Annotated in this window: 18 protein-coding genes; 8 read left to right on the top strand and 10 right to left on the bottom strand. The window is 67.9% G+C overall.

The annotated features are described in order from the left end of the window. Positions 1 to 7 precede the first annotated feature (7 nt). The 4 genes from secD to queA all read right to left on the bottom strand — a co-directional run bounded on the left by secD (position 8) and on the right by queA (position 5,097). Positions 8 to 2,029, bottom strand: a complete 2,022-nt coding sequence (secD, locus tag AC1Z3W_RS21850; RefSeq protein ID WP_483508414.1) for a protein translocase subunit SecD — start codon at positions 2,027 to 2,029, stop codon at positions 8 to 10. 106 nt (positions 2,030 to 2,135) lie between these two features. Next, a complete protein-coding gene (gene yajC, locus AC1Z3W_RS21855) occupies positions 2,136 to 2,459 on the bottom strand; it encodes a preprotein translocase subunit YajC (protein WP_006476868.1) in 324 nt (107 codons plus the stop codon). Between the two features lie 221 nt (positions 2,460 to 2,680). Continuing rightward, on the bottom strand, positions 2,681 to 3,868 hold the full coding sequence (gene tgt, locus AC1Z3W_RS21860) for a tRNA guanosine(34) transglycosylase Tgt (protein WP_057926734.1): 1,188 nt from the start codon (positions 3,866 to 3,868) through the stop codon (positions 2,681 to 2,683). 161 nt (positions 3,869 to 4,029) lie between these two features. Continuing rightward, positions 4,030 to 5,097, bottom strand: coding sequence for a tRNA preQ1(34) S-adenosylmethionine ribosyltransferase-isomerase QueA (gene queA, locus AC1Z3W_RS21865; RefSeq protein WP_057926733.1), 1,068 nt, complete (start codon positions 5,095 to 5,097; stop codon positions 4,030 to 4,032). 167 nt (positions 5,098 to 5,264) lie between these two features. Here queA and recG point away from each other — a divergent pair, with 167 nt between their 5' ends. The 7 genes from recG (at position 5,265) to ubiA (ending at position 13,470) form a co-directional block, all read left to right on the top strand. Continuing rightward, positions 5,265 to 7,631 carry an ATP-dependent DNA helicase RecG gene (gene recG / locus AC1Z3W_RS21870; protein WP_124834309.1) on the top strand — a complete coding sequence of 789 codons (2,367 nt, stop codon included), beginning with the start codon at positions 5,265 to 5,267 and terminating at the stop codon, positions 7,629 to 7,631. 149 nt (positions 7,632 to 7,780) lie between these two features. Next, positions 7,781 to 8,740 carry a hydrogen peroxide-inducible genes activator gene (locus AC1Z3W_RS21875; RefSeq protein WP_057926731.1) on the top strand — a complete coding sequence of 320 codons (960 nt, stop codon included), beginning with the start codon at positions 7,781 to 7,783 and terminating at the stop codon, positions 8,738 to 8,740. A 188-nt stretch (positions 8,741 to 8,928) separates the two neighbouring features. After that, positions 8,929 to 9,066: a hypothetical protein gene (locus tag AC1Z3W_RS21880; RefSeq protein WP_162840561.1), complete on the top strand. Its 138-nt coding sequence runs from the start codon at positions 8,929 to 8,931 to the stop codon at positions 9,064 to 9,066. A 212-nt stretch (positions 9,067 to 9,278) separates the two neighbouring features. Continuing rightward, positions 9,279 to 11,465: a catalase/peroxidase HPI gene (katG, locus tag AC1Z3W_RS21885; RefSeq protein WP_483508415.1), complete on the top strand. Its 2,187-nt coding sequence runs from the start codon at positions 9,279 to 9,281 to the stop codon at positions 11,463 to 11,465. Between the two features lie 104 nt (positions 11,466 to 11,569). Further along, a complete protein-coding gene (locus tag AC1Z3W_RS21890) occupies positions 11,570 to 11,716 on the top strand; it encodes a hypothetical protein (protein WP_162840560.1) in 147 nt (48 codons plus the stop codon). Between the two features lie 120 nt (positions 11,717 to 11,836). After that, positions 11,837 to 12,325 carry a non-specific DNA-binding protein DpsA gene (gene dpsA / locus AC1Z3W_RS21895; protein WP_057926729.1) on the top strand — a complete coding sequence of 163 codons (489 nt, stop codon included), beginning with the start codon at positions 11,837 to 11,839 and terminating at the stop codon, positions 12,323 to 12,325. A gap of 281 nt (positions 12,326 to 12,606) precedes the next feature. Further along, a complete protein-coding gene (gene ubiA, locus AC1Z3W_RS21900) occupies positions 12,607 to 13,470 on the top strand; it encodes a 4-hydroxybenzoate octaprenyltransferase (protein ID WP_124834311.1) in 864 nt (287 codons plus the stop codon). A gap of 97 nt (positions 13,471 to 13,567) precedes the next feature. Here ubiA and proC read toward each other — a convergent pair whose 3' ends face one another. The 6 genes from proC to AC1Z3W_RS21930 all read right to left on the bottom strand — a co-directional run bounded on the left by proC (position 13,568) and on the right by AC1Z3W_RS21930 (position 20,693). Continuing rightward, positions 13,568 to 14,380 carry a pyrroline-5-carboxylate reductase gene (gene proC / locus AC1Z3W_RS21905; RefSeq protein ID WP_057926727.1) on the bottom strand — a complete coding sequence of 271 codons (813 nt, stop codon included), beginning with the start codon at positions 14,378 to 14,380 and terminating at the stop codon, positions 13,568 to 13,570. A 50-nt stretch (positions 14,381 to 14,430) separates the two neighbouring features. Beyond that, the gene (locus tag AC1Z3W_RS21910; RefSeq protein WP_057926868.1) at positions 14,431 to 15,129 is read right to left on the bottom strand and encodes a YggS family pyridoxal phosphate-dependent enzyme; all 699 of its coding nucleotides are present in this window, start codon (positions 15,127 to 15,129) and stop codon (positions 14,431 to 14,433) included. Positions 15,130 to 15,251: 122 nt separating this feature from the next. Further along, on the bottom strand, positions 15,252 to 16,478 hold the full coding sequence (gene glcF / locus AC1Z3W_RS21915) for a glycolate oxidase subunit GlcF (protein ID WP_057926726.1): 1,227 nt from the start codon (positions 16,476 to 16,478) through the stop codon (positions 15,252 to 15,254). 3 nt (positions 16,479 to 16,481) lie between these two features. Beyond that, positions 16,482 to 17,570 carry a glycolate oxidase subunit GlcE gene (gene glcE, locus AC1Z3W_RS21920; protein WP_057926725.1) on the bottom strand — a complete coding sequence of 363 codons (1,089 nt, stop codon included), beginning with the start codon at positions 17,568 to 17,570 and terminating at the stop codon, positions 16,482 to 16,484. A 182-nt stretch (positions 17,571 to 17,752) separates the two neighbouring features. Continuing rightward, complete coding sequence (locus tag AC1Z3W_RS21925) at positions 17,753 to 19,246, bottom strand: FAD-linked oxidase C-terminal domain-containing protein (protein WP_483508417.1); 1,494 nt, start codon at positions 19,244 to 19,246, stop codon at positions 17,753 to 17,755. A 37-nt stretch (positions 19,247 to 19,283) separates the two neighbouring features. Next, positions 19,284 to 20,693, bottom strand: coding sequence for an FAD-binding oxidoreductase (locus AC1Z3W_RS21930; RefSeq protein WP_057926723.1), 1,410 nt, complete (start codon positions 20,691 to 20,693; stop codon positions 19,284 to 19,286). Positions 20,694 to 20,833: 140 nt separating this feature from the next. Between AC1Z3W_RS21930 and AC1Z3W_RS21935 the strand changes: the two genes are divergently transcribed. After that, positions 20,834 to 21,385, top strand: a complete 552-nt coding sequence (locus AC1Z3W_RS21935; RefSeq protein ID WP_057926722.1) for a cob(I)yrinic acid a,c-diamide adenosyltransferase — start codon at positions 20,834 to 20,836, stop codon at positions 21,383 to 21,385. The last annotated feature ends 95 nt before the right edge of the window (positions 21,386 to 21,480 follow it).

The following is a 21,480-nucleotide window of genomic DNA, read 5'->3' on the forward strand; positions in this document are numbered from 1 at the left end:
CGGGGCCTTATTGGGTCGAGCCCGGTTTCTTCGGCGACACGCCTTGCTGCGCGCGGTTGCGCAGTTGCGGCTTGCCGGCGCGCGGTGCGTTGCCCTTCGCGGGTGCGGCGAGCTTCGCGGCGCGCGCGGTGTCGGTCGATTCGTCGGCCGCGGCGAACGATGCGCCGGCGGTGGCGCCTTCCGGCTTCCACACCTGGCCGATCGCGAGCGACTTCAGCTTCTTGCGGCCGCCGTACCAGAGGTTGACGATCCCGCGCGAGAAGAACACCGCGGAGAACATCGACGTCAGGATGCCGAGGCAGTGCACGATCGCGAACGCGCGAACCGGGCCCGAGCCGAACGCGAGCAGCGCGAGGCCGGCGATCAGCGTCGTGACGTTCGAGTCGAGAATCGTCGCCCACGCGTGCGCGTAGCCGGACTGGATCGCGAGCTGCGGCGGCTGGCCGGCGCGCAGTTCTTCACGCACGCGCTCGTTGATCAGCACGTTCGAGTCGATCGCCATACCGAGCGCGAGCGCGATTGCCGCGATACCCGGCAGCGTCAGCGTCGCCTGCATCAGCGACAGCACCGCGACGAGCAGCAGCAGGTTCACCGACAGGCCGATCACCGAGATCACGCCGAACAGCATGTAGTACGCGATCATGAACACGGCGATCGCGCAGAAGCCCCAGATCACCGAGTGCACGCCCATCTTGATGTTGTCCGCGCCGAGGCTCGGGCCGATCGTGCGTTCCTCGATGATGTCCATCGGGGCGGCGAGCGAACCGGCGCGCAGCAGCAGCGCGAGGTCGGCCGCGGCCTGCGGCGTCGGCTGGCCCGTGATCTGGAAGCGGTCGCCGAGTTCCGACTGGATCGTCGCGACCGTCAGCACTTCGCCCTTGCCCTTCTCGAACAGCACCATCGCCATCGGCTTGCCGATGTTCTCGCGCGACACCGTGCGCACCGAGCGGCCGCCCGCCGAGTCGAGGCGGATGTTGACCGACGGACGCTGGTGTTCGTCGAAGCCGGCCGACGCGTCGATGATGCGGTCGCCGGTGAAGATCACGTCCTTCTTCAGCAGCACGGGCGCCTGGTTGCCCTGCGTGAACAGCTCCTCGCCCGGCGGCACGGGGTCGTTCGGGTTCGGGTGCGTGTTGATCGGATCGGCGAGGCGTGCCTCGAGCGTCGCGGTGCGGCCGATGATGTCCTTCGCCTTCGCGGTGTCCTGCACGCCCGGCAGTTCGACGACGATACGGTCGCTGCCCTGCTGCTGGAGGATCGGCTCGGACACGCCGAGTTCGTTCACGCGGTTGTGGAGCGTCGTCAGGTTCTGCTTGAGCGCGGCGTCCTCGACGGCCTTCTGCACGGCCGGCGTGAACGTGCCGACGACCTGCGTGCCGCCGCCGCCGGGCTGGGTCGCCCATTGCAGTTCGGTGACCGACGCGGCGAGCACCTTGCGGGCGTCTTCGGCCGTTTGCGCATCGCTGAAGTTGACGACGACGGACTGGTCGACGCGGCTCACGCCGCCGTCGCGGATGTTCTTGTCACGCAGCAGCGTGCGCGCGTCGGACGCGTCGGAGTCGAGCTTCTTCGTGAGCGCGCCCGTCATGTCGACCTGAAGCAGGAAGTGGACACCGCCGCGCAGGTCGAGGCCGAGATACATCGGCAGTGCGTGCAGCGCGGTCAGCCAGCGCGGCGACGCGCTCTGCAGGTTCAGTGCGACGACGTACTGCGGATCGTTCGGATCGGCGTTCAGCGATTTCTGCAGCAGGTCCTTGACGCGCAGCTGCGTATCGGTGTCCTTCAGGCGCACGCGGATGTTCGCGTTGGACGCCGTGTTCTCGAAGGTGACGTCGTCCGGCTTGATCTGTGCGGACGCGAGCGCGGATTCGACCTGGGTCAGCGTGGTCGAGTCGAGCTTGACCGTGGCCTTGCCGCTCGATACCTGCACCGCCGGCGCTTCGCCGAAGAAGTTGGGCAATGTGTACAGAAAGCCGATGGCGAGCGCCACGACCATCACGACATATTTCCAGAGTGGATAACGATTCATGAGGGGGCCGAACGGGTGGTTGGCGTGAAAGCGTCGCGTCCGGCGCCGCGGCGGCCCGCTCTCTCAGGCGGGCACGGCGCGGGGAGCCGGACGCTCGGTGAAAGCCTTACAGCGACTTGATCGTGCCCTTCGGCAGAATGGTCGTGACGGCAGCCTTCTGCACGGTGATTTCGGTGCCTTCGGCGATTTCGACGCCGATGTAGCCTTCGGTGACCTTCGTCACCTTGCCGACGAGGCCGCCGCTCGTGACGACTTCGTCGCCCTTCGCCATGGCCGCGAGCATGTTGCGGTGTTCCTTCTGGCGCTTCATCTGCGGACGAATCATGATGAAGTAGAGCACCGCGAACATCAGAATGAGCGGCAGGAAGCTCATCAGGCTCGATTCGGCGCCACCGGCACCTTGCGCGAAGGCATTGGAAATGAACGGCACGTTGGTCTCTCCGTAGGGGAAGATCGAAAAATAAGCCGGTTATTCTACCACCGGCCCCATGCGCGAACGGCGCAGCAAATGCGCTTTCGGATCAAGCTGTTAAAGCATGAAACGACACCGTCGCGACTCGTTTGGAAAGGCAATTGTAATATTCAGCGGTCGTGACTGGTACCTGGAACGCGTTATTTAGTACACGTCCCATATGGTGGGCAGCCGGCCCGTCAGTCGACCCCTCTCGCGCGGTCCTCCGCGAAGCGCTGCCGGAACGCATCGAACGTATGGGTCTCGATCGCGTCGCGGATCTCGCTCATCAGTTGCAGGTAGTAGTGCAGGTTGTGGATCGTGTTCAACTGCGCGCCGAGGATTTCGCCGACGCGGTGCAGGTGATGCAGGTAGCCGCGCGAGAAGTTTTGGCACGTGTAGCAGGTGCAGCTCGCATCGAGCGGCTTCAGCGCGTTCTTGTGCGTCGCGTTGCGGATCTTCACGTCGCCGAAGCGCGTGAAGAGCCACCCGTTGCGCGCGTTGCGGGTCGGCATCACGCAGTCGAACATGTCGATGCCGTTCGCGACGCCCTCGACCAGGTCCTCCGGCGTGCCGACGCCCATCAGGTAGTGCGGCTTGTTGGCCGGCAGCTTCGGGCCGACGTGCCGCAGCACGCGCATCATGTCTTCCTTCGGCTCGCCGACCGACAGCCCGCCGATCGCGAGGCCGTGGAAGCCGAGTTCCGACAGGCCTGCGAGCGATTCGTCGCGCAGGTCCTCGAACATCCCGCCCTGGACGATCCCGAACAGGGCATTCGGGTTGCCGAGCCGGTCGAACTCGTCGAGAGAACGCTTCGCCCAGCGCAGCGACATGCGCATCGACTCGGCCGCTTCCTTGTGCGTCGTCGGCACGCCGTTGGTCGCGTACGGCGTGCATTCGTCGAACTGCATCACGATGTCGGAGTTCAGCACCTTCTGGATCTGCATCGATACTTCCGGCGACAGGAAGAGCTTGTCGCCGTTGATCGGCGACGCGAACGTCACGCCGTCTTCGGTGATCTTGCGCAGGTCGCCGAGCGAGAACACCTGGAAGCCGCCCGAGTCGGTCAGGATCGGCTTGTTCCAGCCCATGAAGCCGTGCAGGCCGCCGTGCGCGTCGATCGTGTCGAGGCCCGGACGCAGCCACAGGTGGAACGTGTTGCCGAGGATGATCTGCGCGTTGATCTCGTGCAGCTCGCGCGGCTGGATCGCCTTCACGGTGCCGTACGTGCCGACCGGCATGAAGATCGGCGTCTCGACCACGCCATGGTTGAGCTTCACGCGGCCGCGGCGTGCATGGCCGTCGGTCGTCAGCAGTTCGAATTCGAGCCCGTTGGCGGGGCGGTCCTGCACGGGCGCGTGCGTATCGTGGGATGAACCTTCGGTCATCGCGTCATTCTCCTTGCCACCGGAGAACAGTCCGGCGCATGTTGGAAACGCCGCCGGGAACCCGGCGACGGGGAAAAGCAGGTGCGCGCCATCGTGGCGCGCAGCGGGAAAACGGGGCGCGGCGGCCGCGCGGGCCCTCGTGCCTGTCGTGCCGGTGGCGCTTACACGCGCGGCGACTCCGGCGTGTCGCGCCGCGTGAGCAGCATCGCGTCGCCGTAGCTGAAGAAGCGGTAGCGTTCGTCGATTGCGTGCCGGTACGCGGCGCGGATCGTCTCGACGCCCGCGAACGCCGACACCAGCATCAGCAGCGTCGACTTCGGCAGGTGGAAGTTCGTGACGAGCCGGTCGACCACGCGAAAACGGTAGCCGGGCGTGATGAAGATGTCGGTCTCCGCCTGCGCCGCCGCGAGCGGGCGGCCCGCTTCGTCGGCGCTGCGCGCCGCGGCTTCGAGCGCGCGCATCGACGTCGTGCCGACCGCGATCACGTTGCCGCCGCGCGCGCGGGTCGCGGCGATCTTGTCGACGAGCGACTGCGGCAGGTCGTACCACTCGCTGTGCATCTTGTGCTCGGCGAGGTTCTCGACGCGCACCGGCTGGAACGTGCCGGCGCCCACGTGCAGCGTCAGCGTCGCGCGCTCGACGCCCATCGCATCGAGCTTCTCCAGCAGCGGCTGGTCGAAATGGAGCCCGGCCGTAGGCGCCGCGACCGCGCCCGGGTTGCTCGCGTAGACGGTCTGGTAGCGCGTCTCGTCGTTCGCGTCGGCGTCGTGCTCGATGTACGGCGGCAGCGGCAGGCGGCCGTGCTGCTCGATCAGCGCGAGGCACGGCTGCGGGAAGTGCAGCGTGAAGAACGGCTCGACGCGCTCGCCGACCGTCACGTCGAACGCGTCGGCGAGGCGCAGCGTCGTGCCGGCGCCCGGCGACTTGCTCGCGCGGATCTGCGCGAGCGCCGTGTGCGTGCCGGTCACGCGCTCGATCAGCACCTCGATCTTGCCGCCGCTGGCCTTCTGGCCGAAGAAACGCGCCTTCAGCACCTTGGTATCGTTGAACACGAGCAGGTCGCCGGGTGCGATGCACGACGGCAGCTCGGCGAAGCGGCGGTCGACGAGGCGCGCTGGCTCGGCGGTGCCATCGACCTCGAGCAGACGGCTCGCGGTGCGGTCGGGCAGCGCGGTTTGCGCAATCAGCTCGGGCGGCAGATTGAAATCGAAATCGGAAAGCGTGAACATGCGGGCTGGTTCGAAACGGCCGGCGGGCGCCGCCGACAGGGCGGAAACGCATAAATGGGGCGCGCGAGCCGCTATGATGGCGGGATGCGCGGCCTGGCCGGCGTCGTTCGTTCGGACGACGTGAAAGCCGCTATTGTACTTGCCTTGCGAAGCACCCAGACGATCCGATGCCTGTGTCACCACGCCGTTCCTCCGCCGCCGTTGCCGATTCCGCCGATCCGTTCGACGCGGACGATGCCGCGTCACCCGCGCGAAGCACGGGGGAGCGCGATTCAACGGCGCGCGGCACCGCGCCGCAAAGTGCCGCGCCGCGTCGCGCGGGCCCGAAGCGCGGCACCGACGGGCGGCTCGCGCAGCCGGCCGCCGCCGCGCCCGACGTCGAACCGGGCGCGGGCAGCGACGAAGCGGGCGGGGCGGGTGCCGTGGGTGCATCCGGCGCGAAGCGCAAGAAGAAGCCGGCCGCCGACAAACCTGTGAAGACCGTCGACAAACTCGCGAAGCTCGGCCTCACGCGCTCGATCGATCTCGTGCTGCATCTGCCGATGCGCTACGAGGACGAAACCACGCTCACGCCGATCGGCGAGCTGCTGCCGGGCGGCATCGCGCAGACCGAAGGCGTCGTGTTCGACAACGAGGTCGCGTACCGGCCGCGACGCCAGCTCGTCGTGAAGATCCAGGACGACGACGGCGAGCAGCTCGTGCTGCGCTTCCTGAATTTCTACGGCTCGCAGGTCAAGCAGATGGCCGTCGGCCAGCGGCTGCGCGTGCGCGGCGACGTGCGCGGCGGCTTCTTCGGGATGGAGATGGTGCATCCGGCCGTGCGCGTCGTCGAGGCCGATGCGCCGTTGCCGCAGGTGCTCACGCCCGTCTATCCGAGCACGGCCGGCGTGTCGCAGGCGTATCTGCGCAAGGCGATCGAGAACGCGGTCGAGCGCACGCCGCTGCCCGAGCTGCTGCCGCCCGAGATCGAGCGCGACTACCTGAAGCCGCTCGGCGTGCCGACGCTCGCGCAGGCCGTGCGCATCCTGCACCACCCGGGCGTCGATTCCGACGAAGCCGCGTTGATGGACGGCTCGCATCCGGCGTGGACGCGCATCAAGTTCGAGGAACTGCTCGCGCAGCAGCTGTCGCTCAAGCGCGCGCACGAGGAGCGCCGCACGCGCGCGGCGCCCGCGATGCCGCGCCGCACCGCGGCCGATGCCGATGCGCTGACGACCCGTCTCTACGCGGCGCTGCCGTTCACGCTGACCGGCGCGCAGTCGCGTGTCGTCGACGAGATCGCGCGTGACCTCACGCTCGCGCACCCGATGCAGCGGCTGCTGCAGGGCGACGTCGGGAGCGGCAAGACCGTCGTCGCGGCGCTGGCCGCGACGCAGGCGATCGACGCCGGCTACCAGGCCGCGCTGATGGCGCCGACCGAAATCCTCGCGGAACAGCACGCGCGCAAGCTGCGCGCATGGCTCGAGCCGCTCGGCGTGTCGGTCGCATGGCTCGCGGGCAGCCTGAAGGCGAAGGAGAAGCGCGCGGCGATCGAGGCCGCGGCGCTCGGCACCGCGCAGCTCGTGATCGGCACGCACGCGATCATCCAGGACACCGTCGAGTTCGCGCGGCTCGGCCTCGTGATCGTCGACGAGCAGCATCGCTTCGGCGTCGAGCAGCGTCTCGCGTTGCGCGCGAAGGCCGCGAACGCGGCCAACGGCGCGCGCGATTTCCAGCCGCACCAGCTGATGATGTCGGCCACGCCGATTCCGCGCACGCTCGCGATGACGTACTACGCGGATCTCGAAGTCTCGACGATCGACGAACTGCCGCCGGGCCGCACGCCGGTGCTGACGCGCCTCGTCGGCGACGCGCGGCGCGAGGAGGTGATCGCCCGCGTGCGCGAGGCCGCGCTGACTGGGCGCCAGGTGTACTGGGTGTGCCCGCTGATCGAGGAAAGCGAGACGCTGCAGCTGCAGACGGCCGTCGAAACCTACGAGACGCTGGCCGAGGCGCTCCCCGAACTGAAGGTGGGGCTCGTGCACGGCCGGCTGTCGCCGGCCGACAAGGCGGCCGTGATGGAAGCGTTCACGCGCAACGACGTGCAGCTGCTCGTCGCGACGACCGTGATCGAGGTCGGTGTCGACGTGCCGAACGCGTCGCTGATGGTGATCGAGCACGCGGAGCGCTTCGGCCTCGCGCAGTTGCACCAGCTGCGCGGGCGTGTCGGGCGCGGCACCGCGGCGTCGGTGTGCGTGCTGCTGTATACGGGTCCGCTGTCGCTCACCGGCCGCGAGCGGCTGAAGACGATGCGCGAGACGACCGATGGCTTCGAGATCGCGCGACGCGACCTCGAGATTCGCGGCCCAGGCGAATTCCTCGGCGCGCGCCAGTCCGGCGCGGCGATGCTGCGCTTCGCGAGCCTCGAGACCGACGGCTGGCTGATCGACCCGGCCCGCGACGCCGCGGCGCGACTGATCGCCGCGTATCCCGACGTGGTCACGCAGCATCTCGCCCGCTGGCTCGGCGCGCGGGAGCAGTATCTGAAGGCGTGATCGAAGACCTGGCCGGCGCATTCGGGGACGGATTCAAAACCGCCATTCGGCGCGTAATCGGCGCATTGCGATGCTGAGAAACTTGGCGAACCGGTGCCAGTGGGTGTATAAATTAAACCTATCGCCTGTATATCCCTGATTGACCCACAATGACCCTGACTGAACTGAAATACATCGTCGCGGTCGCGCGCGAGCGGCATTTCGGTCGCGCGGCCGAAGCATGCTTCGTGAGCCAGCCGACGCTATCGGTGGCGATCAAGAAGCTGGAAGACGAGCTCAACGTGCAGATCTTCGAGCGCGGCGCGAGCGAAGTGAGCGTGACGCCGATCGGCGACCAGATCGTCACGCAGGCGCAGCGCGTGCTCGAGCAGACCTTCGCGATCAAGGAGATCGCGAAGCAGGGCAAGGACCCGCTCGTCGGCCCGTTCCGTCTCGGCGTGATCTACACGATCGGGCCGTACCTGCTGCCGACGCTCGTCAAGCAGATGATCCAGCGCGTGCCGCAGATGCCGCTGATGCTGCAGGAGAACTACACACTGAAGCTGCTCGAACTGCTGAAGCAGGGCGAGATCGACGCCGCGATCATGGCGCTGCCATTCCCCGAAACCGGCCTGATGGTGCGGCCGCTGTACGACGAGCCGTTCGTCGTCGCGCTGCCGGCAGGACATCCGTGGGAAAAGCGCGCCGAGATCGACGCCGAGGACCTGAAGCAGGAAACCATGCTGCTGCTCGGCAACGGCCACTGCTTCCGCGACCACGTGCTGGGCGTGTGCCCGGAACTGATGCGCTTCTCGCAGACGGCCGACGGCATCCAGAAGACCTTCGAGGGCTCGTCGCTCGAGACGATTCGCCACATGGTCGCGAGCGGCGTCGGCATCACGGTGCTGCCGCGGATGTCGGTCGCCGAGGTCGGCCCGCGCGCGAACGGCCCCGACGCCGAGCTGCTGTCGTACGTGCCCTTCAACGAACCGGTGCCGGATCGCCGCGTCGTGCTGGTGTGGCGCAAGAGCTTCACGCGGATGCCCGCGATCGACGCGATCAGCGAGGCGATCGCCGCGTGCGACCTGCCGGGCGTCGCGAAGCTCGACATGCCGGCGACGATGAACTGACCACAACCGCTGCATGCGTGACAGCGCGATGAACGGGGTCTTGCGGCCCCGTTTATTTTTTCCTATCGCATAGATGAAATTTATCAAATTCAAGAATTTGATAGATGTAAATAGAATGCGCTACATGGATCGGCGTCGGATCGAAAGCCCGATTCGCACGCTGAATGCAAGCGTCAAAGGAGGATGTCATGATGCGGTCGGTATTGCAGCACGCGCAGCGGAACATCCCGTCGCGCAACGAGGTCGTAAATCGTGCCAAGGCGGCGGCCCGCAGCCTGCGCCCGATTGCGTTCGCGTACCTGGCGGACCGTGTGTACGGCGGATGAGTGCCGTCGCACGCCGGTCAGTGTTCCCCCGATGTGCCCGCCGTTCAGCCATCAGGGAGCATGGCATGTCCGAAGTCCCGAAAGCCGCATCGAAAGCCACGCCTGACACCCCGTAGCACGACAGAACACCCTGTTGCGTTTCACCCCCCCGCAGTGCTCCACGAACCGCGCCCGGCAAGTGGGGGCCTACGAGCAAGTAAAGGAGAAAAAGCATGTCGACCGAATCGAAATGTCCGTTCAACCACACGGCGGCCGGCGGCACGTCGAACAAGGACTGGTGGCCGAACCAGCTGAACCTCAACATCCTCCACCGGCACTCGGCGTTGTCCGATCCGATGGACAAGGATTTCGACTACGCGCAAGCATTCGGAAAGCTGGACCTCGCGGCGGTCAAGCGCGACCTGCAGGCGCTGATGACGACGTCGCAGGACTGGTGGCCGGCCGACTTCGGCCACTACGGCGGCCTGTTCATCCGGATGGCCTGGCATAGCGCCGGTACGTACCGGACCGCCGACGGCCGCGGCGGCGCGGGCGGCGGGCAGCAGCGCTTCGCGCCGCTGAACAGCTGGCCGGACAACGCGAACCTCGACAAGGCGCGCCGGCTGCTGTGGCCGATCAAGCAGAAGTACGGCCGCAACATCTCGTGGGCCGACCTGCTGATCCTGACCGGCAACGTCGCGCTCGAATCGATGGGCTTCAAGACCTTCGGTTACGCGGGCGGCCGTGTCGACACGTGGGAACCGGACGACGTCTACTGGGGTTCGGAAAAGATCTGGCTGGAACTGAGCGGCGGCCCGAACAGCCGTTACTCGGGCGACCGTGATCTCGAGAACCCGCTCGCGGCCGTGCAGATGGGCCTCATCTACGTGAACCCGGAAGGCCCGGACGGCAACCCCGACCCGGTCGCGGCGGCGCGTGACATCCGCGAGACGTTCGCGCGGATGGCGATGAACGACGAAGAGACGGTCGCGCTGATCGCCGGCGGCCACACGTTCGGCAAGACGCACGGCGCGGGCCCCGCATCGGACGTCGGTGCGGAGCCGGAAGCGGCGAGCATCGAGCAGCAGGGTCTCGGCTGGAAAAGCGCGTACGCGTCGGGCAAGGGCCACGATGCGATCACGAGCGGCCTCGAAGTCACGTGGACGTCGACGCCGACGAAATGGAGCAATGACTTCTTCAAGCACCTGTTCAGCTACGAATGGGAACTGACGAAGAGCCCGGCCGGTGCGCACCAGTGGGTCGCGAAGGGCGCCGACGAAGTGATTCCCGACGCGTTCGACGCGTCGAAGAAGCATCGTCCGACGATGCTGACGACCGACCTGTCGCTGCGTTTCGATCCGGCCTACGAGAAGATCTCGCGCCGCTTCCACGAGAACCCGGCCGAGTTCGCCGACGCGTTCGCGCGCGCCTGGTTCAAGCTCACGCACCGCGACATGGGTCCGCGTTCGCGCTATCTCGGCCCGGATGTGCCGGCCGAGGCACTGCTGTGGCAGGACCCGATCCCGGCCGTCGACCACACGCTGATCGATGACGCGGACGTCGCGGCGCTGAAGGCGAAGGTGCTTGCGTCGGGCCTGTCGGTCGCGCAGCTCGTGTCGACCGCATGGGCGTCGGCCTCGACGTTCCGCGGTTCGGACAAGCGCGGCGGCGCGAACGGTGCGCGCATCCGCCTGGCACCGCAGAAGGACTGGGAAGTGAACCAGCCGGCGGCGCTCGCGAAGGTGATCGAGACGCTCGAAGGCGTGCAGAAGGCGTTCAACGATGCGCAGACGGGCGGCAAGAAGGTGTCGCTCGCCGACCTGATCGTGCTGGCGGGTGCAGCCGGCGTCGAGCAGGCCGCGAAGAGCGCGGGTGTCGCGGTAACGGTGCCGTTCGCGCCGGGCCGGATGGACGCGTCGCAGGAGCAGACCGATGTCGAGGCGATGGCCGTGCTCGAGCCGGTTGCGGACGGTTTCCGCAACTACCTGAAGGGCGCGTACAAGACGCCGGCCGAGGCACTGCTGGTCGACAAGGCCCAGCTGCTGACGCTGAGCGGGCCGGAGCTGACGGTGCTGGTCGGCGGCCTGCGTGTGCTTGGCGCGAACGTCGGCGATACGAAGCACGGCGTGTTCACCGATCGTCCGGGCACGCTGACCAACGACTTCTTCGTGAACCTGCTCGACATGGGCACGGAGTGGAAGCCGGTGTCGGCCGCCAACGACGTGTTCGAAGGGCGCGATCGTGCGACGGGCCAGGTCAAGTGGACCGGCACGCGCGTCGACCTGATCTTCGGTTCGCACTCGCAGCTGCGTGCGCTGGCCGAGGTGTACGGCAGCGCGGATGCGAACGAGAAGTTCGTGCGCGATTTCGTCGCGGCCTGGAACAAGGTGATGAACCTCGACCGCTTCGACCTCGCGTGAACGTCGTGACGCGCTAGCGCGGTCGCGTTGCAACGTGAAACGGCCGGTCGCCCGACCGGCCGTTTTTTCTTCCGGTTCAAGGTCTTGTCGAAGGAGTGACGACCATGACGCACATGATGCTGAACATGCGCGCGCCGGCCGAGTGGGCGCGGCGCATCGTCGGTTTCGCGATCGTCATCGGCGGTGCGGCCGAGCTGGCCGCGCAGGCGCTGCACGCGCTCGCGCCGATCGTCTCGCGTGCCGGCGGTTGAGCGCGGCGATTCGCTCGCCGCGCCAGACCGGCAAGTCGCGAACGGATGCCGCACGACGCGGCATGCGGATTGCTCGACGCATTTTCGCCGGTTCAACATTTCGAATGAGGAGTCCCGAAGATGGCCAGGAAAGGCAACGCCACGCAGATCAACATCGGCATCAGCGACAAGGACCGCAGGAAAATCGCGGACGGCCTGTCGCGCCTGCTTGCCGATACGTTTTCGCTGTACCTGAAGACCCACAACTTCCACTGGAACGTCACGGGTCCGATGTTCAACACGCTGCACCTGATGTTCGAGGAGCAGTACAACGAACTGTGGCTCGCGGTCGACTTGGTCGCCGAGCGCATTCGCACGCTCGGCGTTGTCGCGCCGGGCACGTTCGCGGATTTCGCGAAGCTGTCGTCGGTGCCTGAGGCGAACGGCGTGCCGGCGGCCGAAGAGATGATCCGGCAGCTCGTCGAAGGGCACGAGACCGTCGTGCGCACCGCGCGCGAGATCTTCCCCATCGCCGACGCGGCGAGCGACGAGCCGACCGCCGACCTGCTGACGCAGCGCCTGCAGACGCATGAAAAGACCGCGTGGATGCTGCGGTCGCTGCTCGCGTAAATCCGGTGCGGCCGGTCGCATGCGCTGTGGCCGGCATGAGCGGGTGTCCCGACTACAAACCGGAGTCTGGGGTGTCCGCATCGGGATCGAATGCCGGCGAGGGCCGGGTACGCACCTGCCATGCATCTGTCCCTTCATTGACGCGCGGGACCGCCCGGCCGCTTGCAGCGGGCCCGGGCGGCCGCCGCGCGTGCCGCGGCACCCGATCGAGGGCCGCTCCGACATGACGCGGACCGCCGCTCGGCTCTAAAATGCCGGGATTATCTTCCCGGTGCTTCGCCATGCTTGCCCGCTTTCCCCTGTATCTGCGGCTCGTCCGGATGGACAAGCCGATCGGCAGCCTGCTGCTGCTCTGGCCGACGCTCAACGCACTGTGGATCGCGTCGGACGGCCATCCGCGCTGGCCGCTGCTCGTGATCTTCGCGCTCGGCACGCTGCTGATGCGCTCGGCCGGCTGCGCGATGAACGACTATGCCGACCGCGATTTCGACCGTCACGTGAAGCGCACGGCCGACCGGCCGCTGACGTCGGGAAAGATCCGCGCATGGGAAGCCGTCGCGATCGCGGTGGTGCTGGCCTTCATCTCGTTCCTGCTGATCCTGCCGCTCAATACGCTGACGAAAGAGCTGTCGGTCGTCGCGCTGTTCGTCGCCGGCTCGTATCCGTTCATGAAGCGTTTCTTCGCGATTCCGCAAGCGTATCTCGGCATTGCGTTCGGCTTCGGCATCCCGATGGCATTCGCGGCCGTGCAGGACACGGTGCCGGCGATCGCATGGGTGATGCTGGTCGCGAACATCTTCTGGTCGGTCGCGTACGACACCGAATACGCGATGGTCGACCGCGACGACGACATCAAGATCGGCATTCGCACGTCCGCGCTGACGTTCGGCCGCTTCGACGTCGCGGCCGTGATGGCGTGCTATGCGGTGACGCTCGGGATCTACGTGTGGATCGGCGTGACGCTCGGCTTCGGTCTCGCATACTGGGCCGGCTGGGCCGCGGCGGTCGGCTGCGCGTTGTATCACTACACGCTGATCAAGGGCCGCGAGCGGATGCCGTGCTTCGCGGCGTTCCGGCACAACAACTGGCTCGGCGGTGTACTGTTCGCGGGCATTGCGATGCATTACCTGCTGGCCGGCAACTGAACGAAATGGCGCACCCGGTGCGCGATGCCAACAAAAAAGCGGCCGGGCGGCCGCTTTTTTACGTCGAGTGCCGGAGCAACCGGCACCGCTGTCGCGCTTACGCGCGGCCGAGCTCGTCGCCCATTTCCTTCGCGCGTGCCTCGGCGGCGAGCGCGCCGCGCACGATCGCTTCCTTCACGCCCTGCGCGTCGAACGACGCGAGCGCAGCGGCCGTCGTGCCGCCTTTCGACGTCACGCGCTCGCGCAGCACGCTCGCCGGTTCGCCCGATTGCGCGGCGAGTTGCGCGGCGCCCGTGAACGTTGCGACCGCGAGTGCGCGGCCCTGTTCGTCGTTCATGCCGAGCTGGCGCGCGGCTTCCTGCAGCGCTTCGATGAAATAGAACACGTACGCGGGGCCGCTGCCCGAAATGGCCGTGACGGCGTCGAGCTTCGACTCGTCGTCGAACCATACGATTTCGCCGACCGCACCCAGCACGTTCGACGCGAGTTCGCGACCGGCCGCATCCACGCCCGGCAGCGCGGCGAGGCCCGTCACGCCCATGCCGACCAGCGCGGGCGTGTTCGGCATCGTGCGCACGATGCGCGCGTAGCCGCCGAGCCAGCGCGCGAGATCGGTGCCGCGGATGCCGGCCGCGATGCTGATCACGAGCTGCGACTTCAGGTGCGGCGCGAGCGCCTGCGCGACGTCCTTCAGTACCTGCGGTTTCACCGCGAGCACGATCGCGTCGTAGCCGGCGAGCGTCGCGTCGATGGCCGCGCCGGTGCGCACGCCGAATTGCTGCGCGGCGCGCGTGCGTACCTCTTCGTTGACGTCGATGGCATACAGGCCGTCAGCGGCGACGCCGCGCTTGATCAGGCCGCCGATCAGGGCCGCGGCCATGTTGCCGCCGCCGATGAATGCGATTTTCATGATGTCGGATTGAGCGAGTGAGTGAACGGAAAGACGAAAAAGGGCGGCGCTCAGTGCGAATAGTCGCGTGCGCCGAAGATCGCGGTGCCGACGCGCACGATCGTCGCGCCTTCGAGCACCGCGGCCTCGAGATCGGCGGACATGCCCATCGACAACGTATCGAGCGGCAGGCCGTCGGCACGCAGCGTATCGAACAGCGCACGCAGCGCACGATGCGGCGCACGTTGCGCGTCGATATCGCCGGCCGGTTCGGGAATCGCCATCAGGCCGCGCAGCCGCAGTGTCGGCAGCGCGGCGACCGCGCGCGCGACTTCGGCCACGTCGGCCGGCGCGACGCCGCTCTTCGACGCCTCGCCGCTGATGTTCACCTGCACGCACACGTTCAGCGGCGGCAGGTGGGCGGGGCGCTGTTCGGCGAGGCGCTGTGCGATCTTCAGCCGGTCGACCGAATGGACCCAGTCGAAGCGTTCTGCGACCGGGCGCGTCTTGTTCGATTGCAGCGGCCCGATGAAATGCCATTCGAGCCCGGCGCGGAGATCCGCGAGCGCGTCGATCTTGTCGATCGATTCCTGCACGTAGTTTTCGCCGAACGCGCGTTGTCCGGCCGCATGCGCGGCGCGCACGTCGTCGGCAGGAAACGTCTTCGACACGGCGAGCAGCGAGACGGTGGCGGGATCGCGGCCGGCCGCGCGGGCGGCGTCGGCGATGCGGCGGTGAACGGAGTCGAGACGGGCGGCGAAATCGGACATGACGGGCACGGAAGCAGGCACGGGAAGCGAGTACGGCAGCGGATGCGGCACGGCACGCACCGCATCGATTCGCCCATTATACGGACGGGATGCCGTGCGCGACCGGCCGGACCGGCGCCGTACTAGCCGTACAGCAGATGCTCGACGAGCTGGATCCAGTGCGCGACCGGGATCTGCGTGCCGCTTTGCAGATGCGCGATGCAGCCCACGTTGCCGGACACGATCATCTGCGGCTCGAGTGCCTGCAGCTTCAGCAGCTTCTGCTTGCGCAGCCGGTACGACAGCGACGGTTGCGTGAGCGAATAGGTGCCGGCCGACCCGCAGCACAGATGGCTGTCGGCCGGCAGCCGCACGTCGATGCCGAGCGTCTCGAGCAGGCGCTCGACCTTGCCGCGCGACTGCTGGCCGTGCTGCAGCGTGCACGGCGGGTGGTACGCGACGGTATGGATCGCGCGGCGCCGCGCGAGCGTCGCGAGCTCGGCCTCGAACGCGAGCAATACGTCGGAGATGTCGCGCGTCAGCGCGACGACGCGCCGCGCCTTCTCCGCATAGGCCGGATCGTCGCGCAGCAGGTGCGCATATTCGAGCACCGTCGCACCGCAGCCCGACGCGTTCATCACGATCGCCTCGACGCCTTGCTCGACATGCGGCCACCATGCGTCGATGTTGCGGCGCGCGTCGTCGAGCGCTTCGTCATGGTAGTTCAGGTGCAGGCGGATCGCGCCGCAGCAGCCTGCGTCGGGTGCGACGATCGTCTCGACGCCGAGCGCGTCGAGCACGCGCGCGGTCGCGATGTTGATGTTCGGCAGCATCGACGGCTGCACGCAGCCGCCGAGCATCAGCATCTTGCGCCGATGCGTGCGCTGCGGCCATTCGAGCAGCCGCGTGCGCGGCGGCACCTTGTCGCGCAGCCGTTTCGGCAAGAGCGGCCGCACGTGCTGGCCGAGCCGCATCAACGGTGAGAACAGCGCCGCATTCGGCACGAGGCTCGCGAGCACGCGGCGCACGAGGCGCTGCTGGATGGGGCGCTGCACCTGTGCCTCGACGTGCTTGCGGCCGATCTCGACGAGCCGGCCGTACTGGACACCCGACGGGCAGGTCGTCTCGCAGCTGCGGCACGTGAGGCAGCGGTCGAGGTGCTGCTGCGTGCTGCGCGTGACGGGCGCGCCTTCGACCATCTGCTTGATCAGGTAGATGCGCCCACGCGGGCCGTCGAGTTCATCGCCGAGCAGCTGGTAGGTCGGGCACGTCGCGGTGCAGAAGCCGCAATGCACGCACTTGCGCAGGATCGCGTCGGCCTCGTCGCCGTCGGGCGTGTTGCGGATGAAATCGGCGAGGTTCGTTTGCATCGCTCAGAGATCCGGATAGAGCCGGCCGCGGTTGAAGACGCGTGCGGGATCGAATGCGGCCTTCAGCCCGCGGTGAATCTTCATCAGCGGCGCGGGCAGCGGCGTGAACACGCCCGCGCTGCGGTCGTAGGACTCGCCCGCGCGGAACAGCGTCGCATGGCCGCCGGCCTGCTTCGCGCTCATGCGCACCGTCTGCGCGTCGGCGTCGCTGATCCACCAGCGCTGTGCGCCGCCCCATTCCATCAGCTGGGTACCGGGCAGGTGCATCGGTTCGGTGATCGACGGTAGCGACAGGCGCCACAGCGCATAGCCGGGCGGGATGCCGTTGAAGAACGGGTCGGTGTGTTCGCGCAGGCCGGCCCAGAAGCGCTCGGCCTCGACCGCGTCGACGACTTCGCCGCCGAGCAGCGTCTTTGCCGATTTCACGGCGGCCTCGGCGCCGGACAGCCGCAGCACCAGCGTGCCGTTGCGCCACGCGCTCGCGCTGACGGGCAGCGGATGGCCGCCCCATTCGTTGAGCTTGCGCACCGCGTCGGTCGCGGTCATCTCGAACTTCAGCGTGACTTCCGCGACCGGCACCGGCAGCACCTTGATCGACAGGTCGAGCATCAGCCCGAGCGTGCCGAGCGAGCCGGCCATCAGCCGCGACACGTCGTAGCCGGCGACGTTCTTCACGACCTGGCCGCCGAAGCGCAGCAGCTCGCCGCGCCCGTTCATCAGCGTGACGCCCAGCACGAAATCGCGCGGGGCGCCGCAGGTCGCGCGGCGCGGGCCCGCGAGGCCGGCCGCGATGCAGCCGCCGACGGTGGCCGAGCGGCCGAAGTGCGGCGGCTCGAACGGCAGCATCTGACCGCACTCGGCGAGGACGGTTTCAAGCTGCGCGAGCGGCGTGCCCGCGCGGACCGTGACGACGAGTTCGGCCGGGTCGTACGACACGATGCCCTGATACGCACGCGTGTCGAGTATTTCGCCGTCCAGCGCCTGGCCGTACCAGTCCTTGGTGCCGCCGCCGCGAATCCGCAGCGGCCGGCCGTCGGCACTGGCGGCGCGGATGCGCTCGGCCCATCCGGCGACGATGTCGTCCTCTTCCATGTTCTGTTGCTGCCTCGTCTTGTTGTCCGGTCGATTGTACCGGGGTGGCGCGAATCCACATCGCGACTATCCCTAAGCCCCGTATAACGAAGCATGCAGGCGCCGCCGCGCGCACGGCAGGCGCGGGCAGGGCGGTGCGGCGCGGCTCGCGTGTCGACACGGGCCGCGCAACTGCACGGCGCTCAGAAGCGCGGCAGGTCGGGGTGCGGCAGCAGCCCCCCGCGCACGTGCTGGCGGCCGTATTCCGCGCAGCGCGCGCGGGTCGGGATGCCCTTGTCGGGATTGAGCAGCCCGGCCGGATCGAACGCGCGCTTGACCGCGAAGAACGCGTCGCGCTCCTGCGGCGAGAACTGTACGCACATCGAATTGAGCTTTTCGATGCCGACGCCGTGCTCGCCCGTCACGCTGCCGCCGAATTCCACGCAGCATTCGAGGATTTCCGCGCCGAACTGCTCGGCGCGGTGCAGCTCGTCCGGATCGTTCGCGTTGTAGAGGATCAGCGGATGCATGTTGCCGTCGCCGGCGTGGAACACGTTGATGCAGCGCAGCCCGTAGCGCGTCTCGAGCTGCTCGATGCGCGCGAGCAGCGGGCCGATCGCGCGACGCGGCACGGTGCCGTCCATGCAGTAATAGTCGGCGGAAATACGCCCGGCGGCTGGAAACGCGTTCTTGCGGCCCGACCAGAAGCGCAGCCGCTCGTGTTCGTTGCGCGAGACCTGGATGCGCGTCGCGCCATGTTCGCGCAGCACCGCCGTCATGCGGACGATCTCCTCCGCGACTTCTTCTGGCGTGCCGTCCGATTCGCACAGCAGGATCGCCTTCGCGTTGAGGTCGTAGCCCGCGTGCGTGAATGCCTCGACGGCCTGCGTGGCCGGCTTGTCCATCATCTCGAGCCCGGCCGGGATGATGCCCGACGCGATGATCGCGGCGACTGCCTCGCCGCCCTTCACGACATCGTCGAAGCTCGCCATCACGAGCTGCGCGGTCTGCGGCTTGGGGATCAGCTTCACCGTGACCTCGGTGACGATCGCGAACATCCCTTCGCTGCCGATCATCACCGCGAGCAGGTCGAGGCCCGGCATGTCGAGGCCGAGCGAGCCGAATTCGACGATCTCGCCGTCGATCGTGACCGCGCGCACGCGCATCACGTTGTGCACGGTCAGCCCGTATTTCAGGCAGTGGACGCCGCCGGAGTTTTCCGCGACGTTGCCGCCGATCGTGCAGGCGATCTGCGACGAAGGATCGGGTGCGTAATAGAGCCCGTAAGGTGCGGCCGCTTCGGAAATCGCCAGGTTGCGCACGCCGGGCTGCACGGTGGCCGTGCGCGCGTACGGATCGACCTCGACGATGCGCGTGAAGCGCGCGAGCGACAGCACGACGCCGTTCGCGATCGGCAGCGCGCCGCCCGACAGGCTCGTGCCCGCGCCGCGCGGCACGATCGGCACTTCCATGCGGCGGCAGATCTGCACGATCCGCTGCACCTGCGATTCGGTTTCGGGCAGCGCGACTGCGAGCGGCAGCCGCCGGTACGCGGACAGGCCGTCGCATTCGTACGGTGCGGTGTCTTCGTCGCGGAACAGCAGGCAATGCGTCGGCAGCACGGCCATCAGCGCCTGCACGACTTCGCGCTGGCGCTGCGCGCGGGTCGCGCTCGACAGTTCGACGGAAGCGTTCATTGAGTCTCCTGCGGGCGCGCTGCGGCGCGCCGCCGTGTCAGCACGTGAAGATCTTGCCGGGATTCATCAGGTTGCGTGGATCGAGCGCGAGCTTGATCGCGCGCATCGCGTCGATCGCGTTGTCGCCGTGCTCCTTCGGCAGGAAGCGCATCTTGTGCAGCCCGACGCCGTGTTCGCCGGTGCAGGTGCCGCCGAGGCGCAGCGCGCGTTCGACGATCCGGTCGTTGATGCGTTCGGCTTCGTCGATTTCCTCGGGCTTGTCGGGATCGATCAGGATCGCGACGTGGAAATTGCCGTCGCCGACGTGGCCGACGATCGGGCAGGGCAGCGACGACGCGCGCAGGTCGGCTTCGGTCTCCTCGACGCACGCGGCGAGTTGCGAGATCGGCACGCACACGTCGGTCGTCACCGCGCGGCAGCCGGGCTTCAGCTGCAGCATCGCGAAGTACGCGTTGTGGCGCGCGGCCCAGAGCCGCGTGCGGTCCTCGGGGCGGGTCGCCCATTCGAAGCCCTGGCCGTTGTTCTGGCCCGCGAGCGCCTGCACGAGCTCGGCTTGCTCCTTCACGCCGGCCTCGGTGCCGTGGAATTCGAAGAACAGCGTCGGCGCTTCGGCGAGCGTCAGGTTCGAGTGGCGGTTGATCGAGCGCACCGCGAGTGAGTCGACGAATTCGACGCGTGCGATCGGCACGCCGATCTGGATCGTCTCGATCACGGTGCGCACCGCGTCGCCCATCGACGGGAACGCGCAGATCGCGGCCGACACGGCCTCGGGCAGCGGATGCAGGCGCAGCGTGATCTCCGTGATCACGCCGAGCGTGCCTTCGGAGCCGACGAACAGGCGCGTGAGGTCGTAGCCGGCCGACGACTTGCGCGCGCGCGAGCCCGTCTTCACGACGCGGCCGTCGGCGAGCACGGCGCTCAGGCCGAGCACGTTTTCGCGCATCGTTCCGTAGCGCACGGCGTTGGTGCCCGACGCGCGGGTCGCGGTCATCCCGCCGATGCTCGCGTCGGCACCCGGATCGATCGGGAAGAACAGGCCGGTGTCGCGCAGCGCCTCGTTGAGCGCCTTGCGCGTGATGCCCGGTTCGACCGTGACCGTCAGGTCTTCCGCGTTGATCGACAGCACGCGGTTCATTTCCGACAGGTCGAGCGATACGCCGCCGCGCACGGCGAGCAGGTGGCCTTCGAGCGACGAGCCGGCGCCGTACGGGATCAGCGGCACGCTGTAGAGCGCGCACAGCGACACGACTTCGCGCACTTCATCGGCGTTGCGGGCGAACACGACGGCGTCGGGCAGTTGCGGATCGAACGGCGATTCGTCGCGGCCGTGGTGGGCGCGGACGGCGTCGGCGGTCGACACGCGCTCGCCGAAGGCGGCGCGCAGCGCATCGAGCATCGCGGGTGGAAGGGGACGGCGCGTGGCGGCCGGCGTGGCGGGATGATTCACGAATGTCTCCTGACGGCGGCTTGTCGAACTTTCGGCTCATTCTACGCTGCAACGCCTGCTGCGGCCCCCGCCGCAGGCTGCGATAATCGCGTTCCAATGCAACCGGGCCGCGTTGCGGCCGCGCACGAGAGGACATTCGCATGGGCAACCGCTTGAGCAAGATCGCCACGCGCACGGGCGACGACGGCACCACCGGTCTCGGCGACGGGCGGCGCATCGGCAAGGACGACGCGCGGATCGCCGCGATCGGCGACGTCGACGAACTGAACTCGACCCTCGGCGTGCTGCTCGCCGAGCCGCTTCCGGACGACGTCCGCACCGCGCTCGTCACGATCCAGCACGACCTGTTCGATCTGGGCGGCGAGCTGTGCATTCCGGGTCATACGGTGCTCGACGATACGCACCTCGCGCGCCTCGACCGGTGGCTCGCCGACTACAACGCGACGCTGCCGCCGCTGAAGGAATTCATCCTGCCGGCCGGCTCGCGCGCGGCGTCGCTTGCGCACGTCTGCCGGACGGTGTGCCGCCGCGCCGAGCGCTCGATCGTCGCGCTCGGGCGCACCGAGACGCTCAACGATGCGCCGCGGCGATACGTGAACCGGCTGTCGGACCTGCTGTTCGTGCTGGCGCGCGTGCTGAACCGCGCAGATGGCGGCTCGGACGTGCTGTGGGAGCGCGGCCGCGTCCGCTGACGCCTGCTGTCGTTTTTTCCGCACTGCGACAATTTGCCCGAGGGGCATCGATTTTTAAAGATGTATCGTATGTGCATGTTTAACGGAGAACGAAC

Source organism: Burkholderia sp. 10_S31 (genome assembly GCF_056930375.1).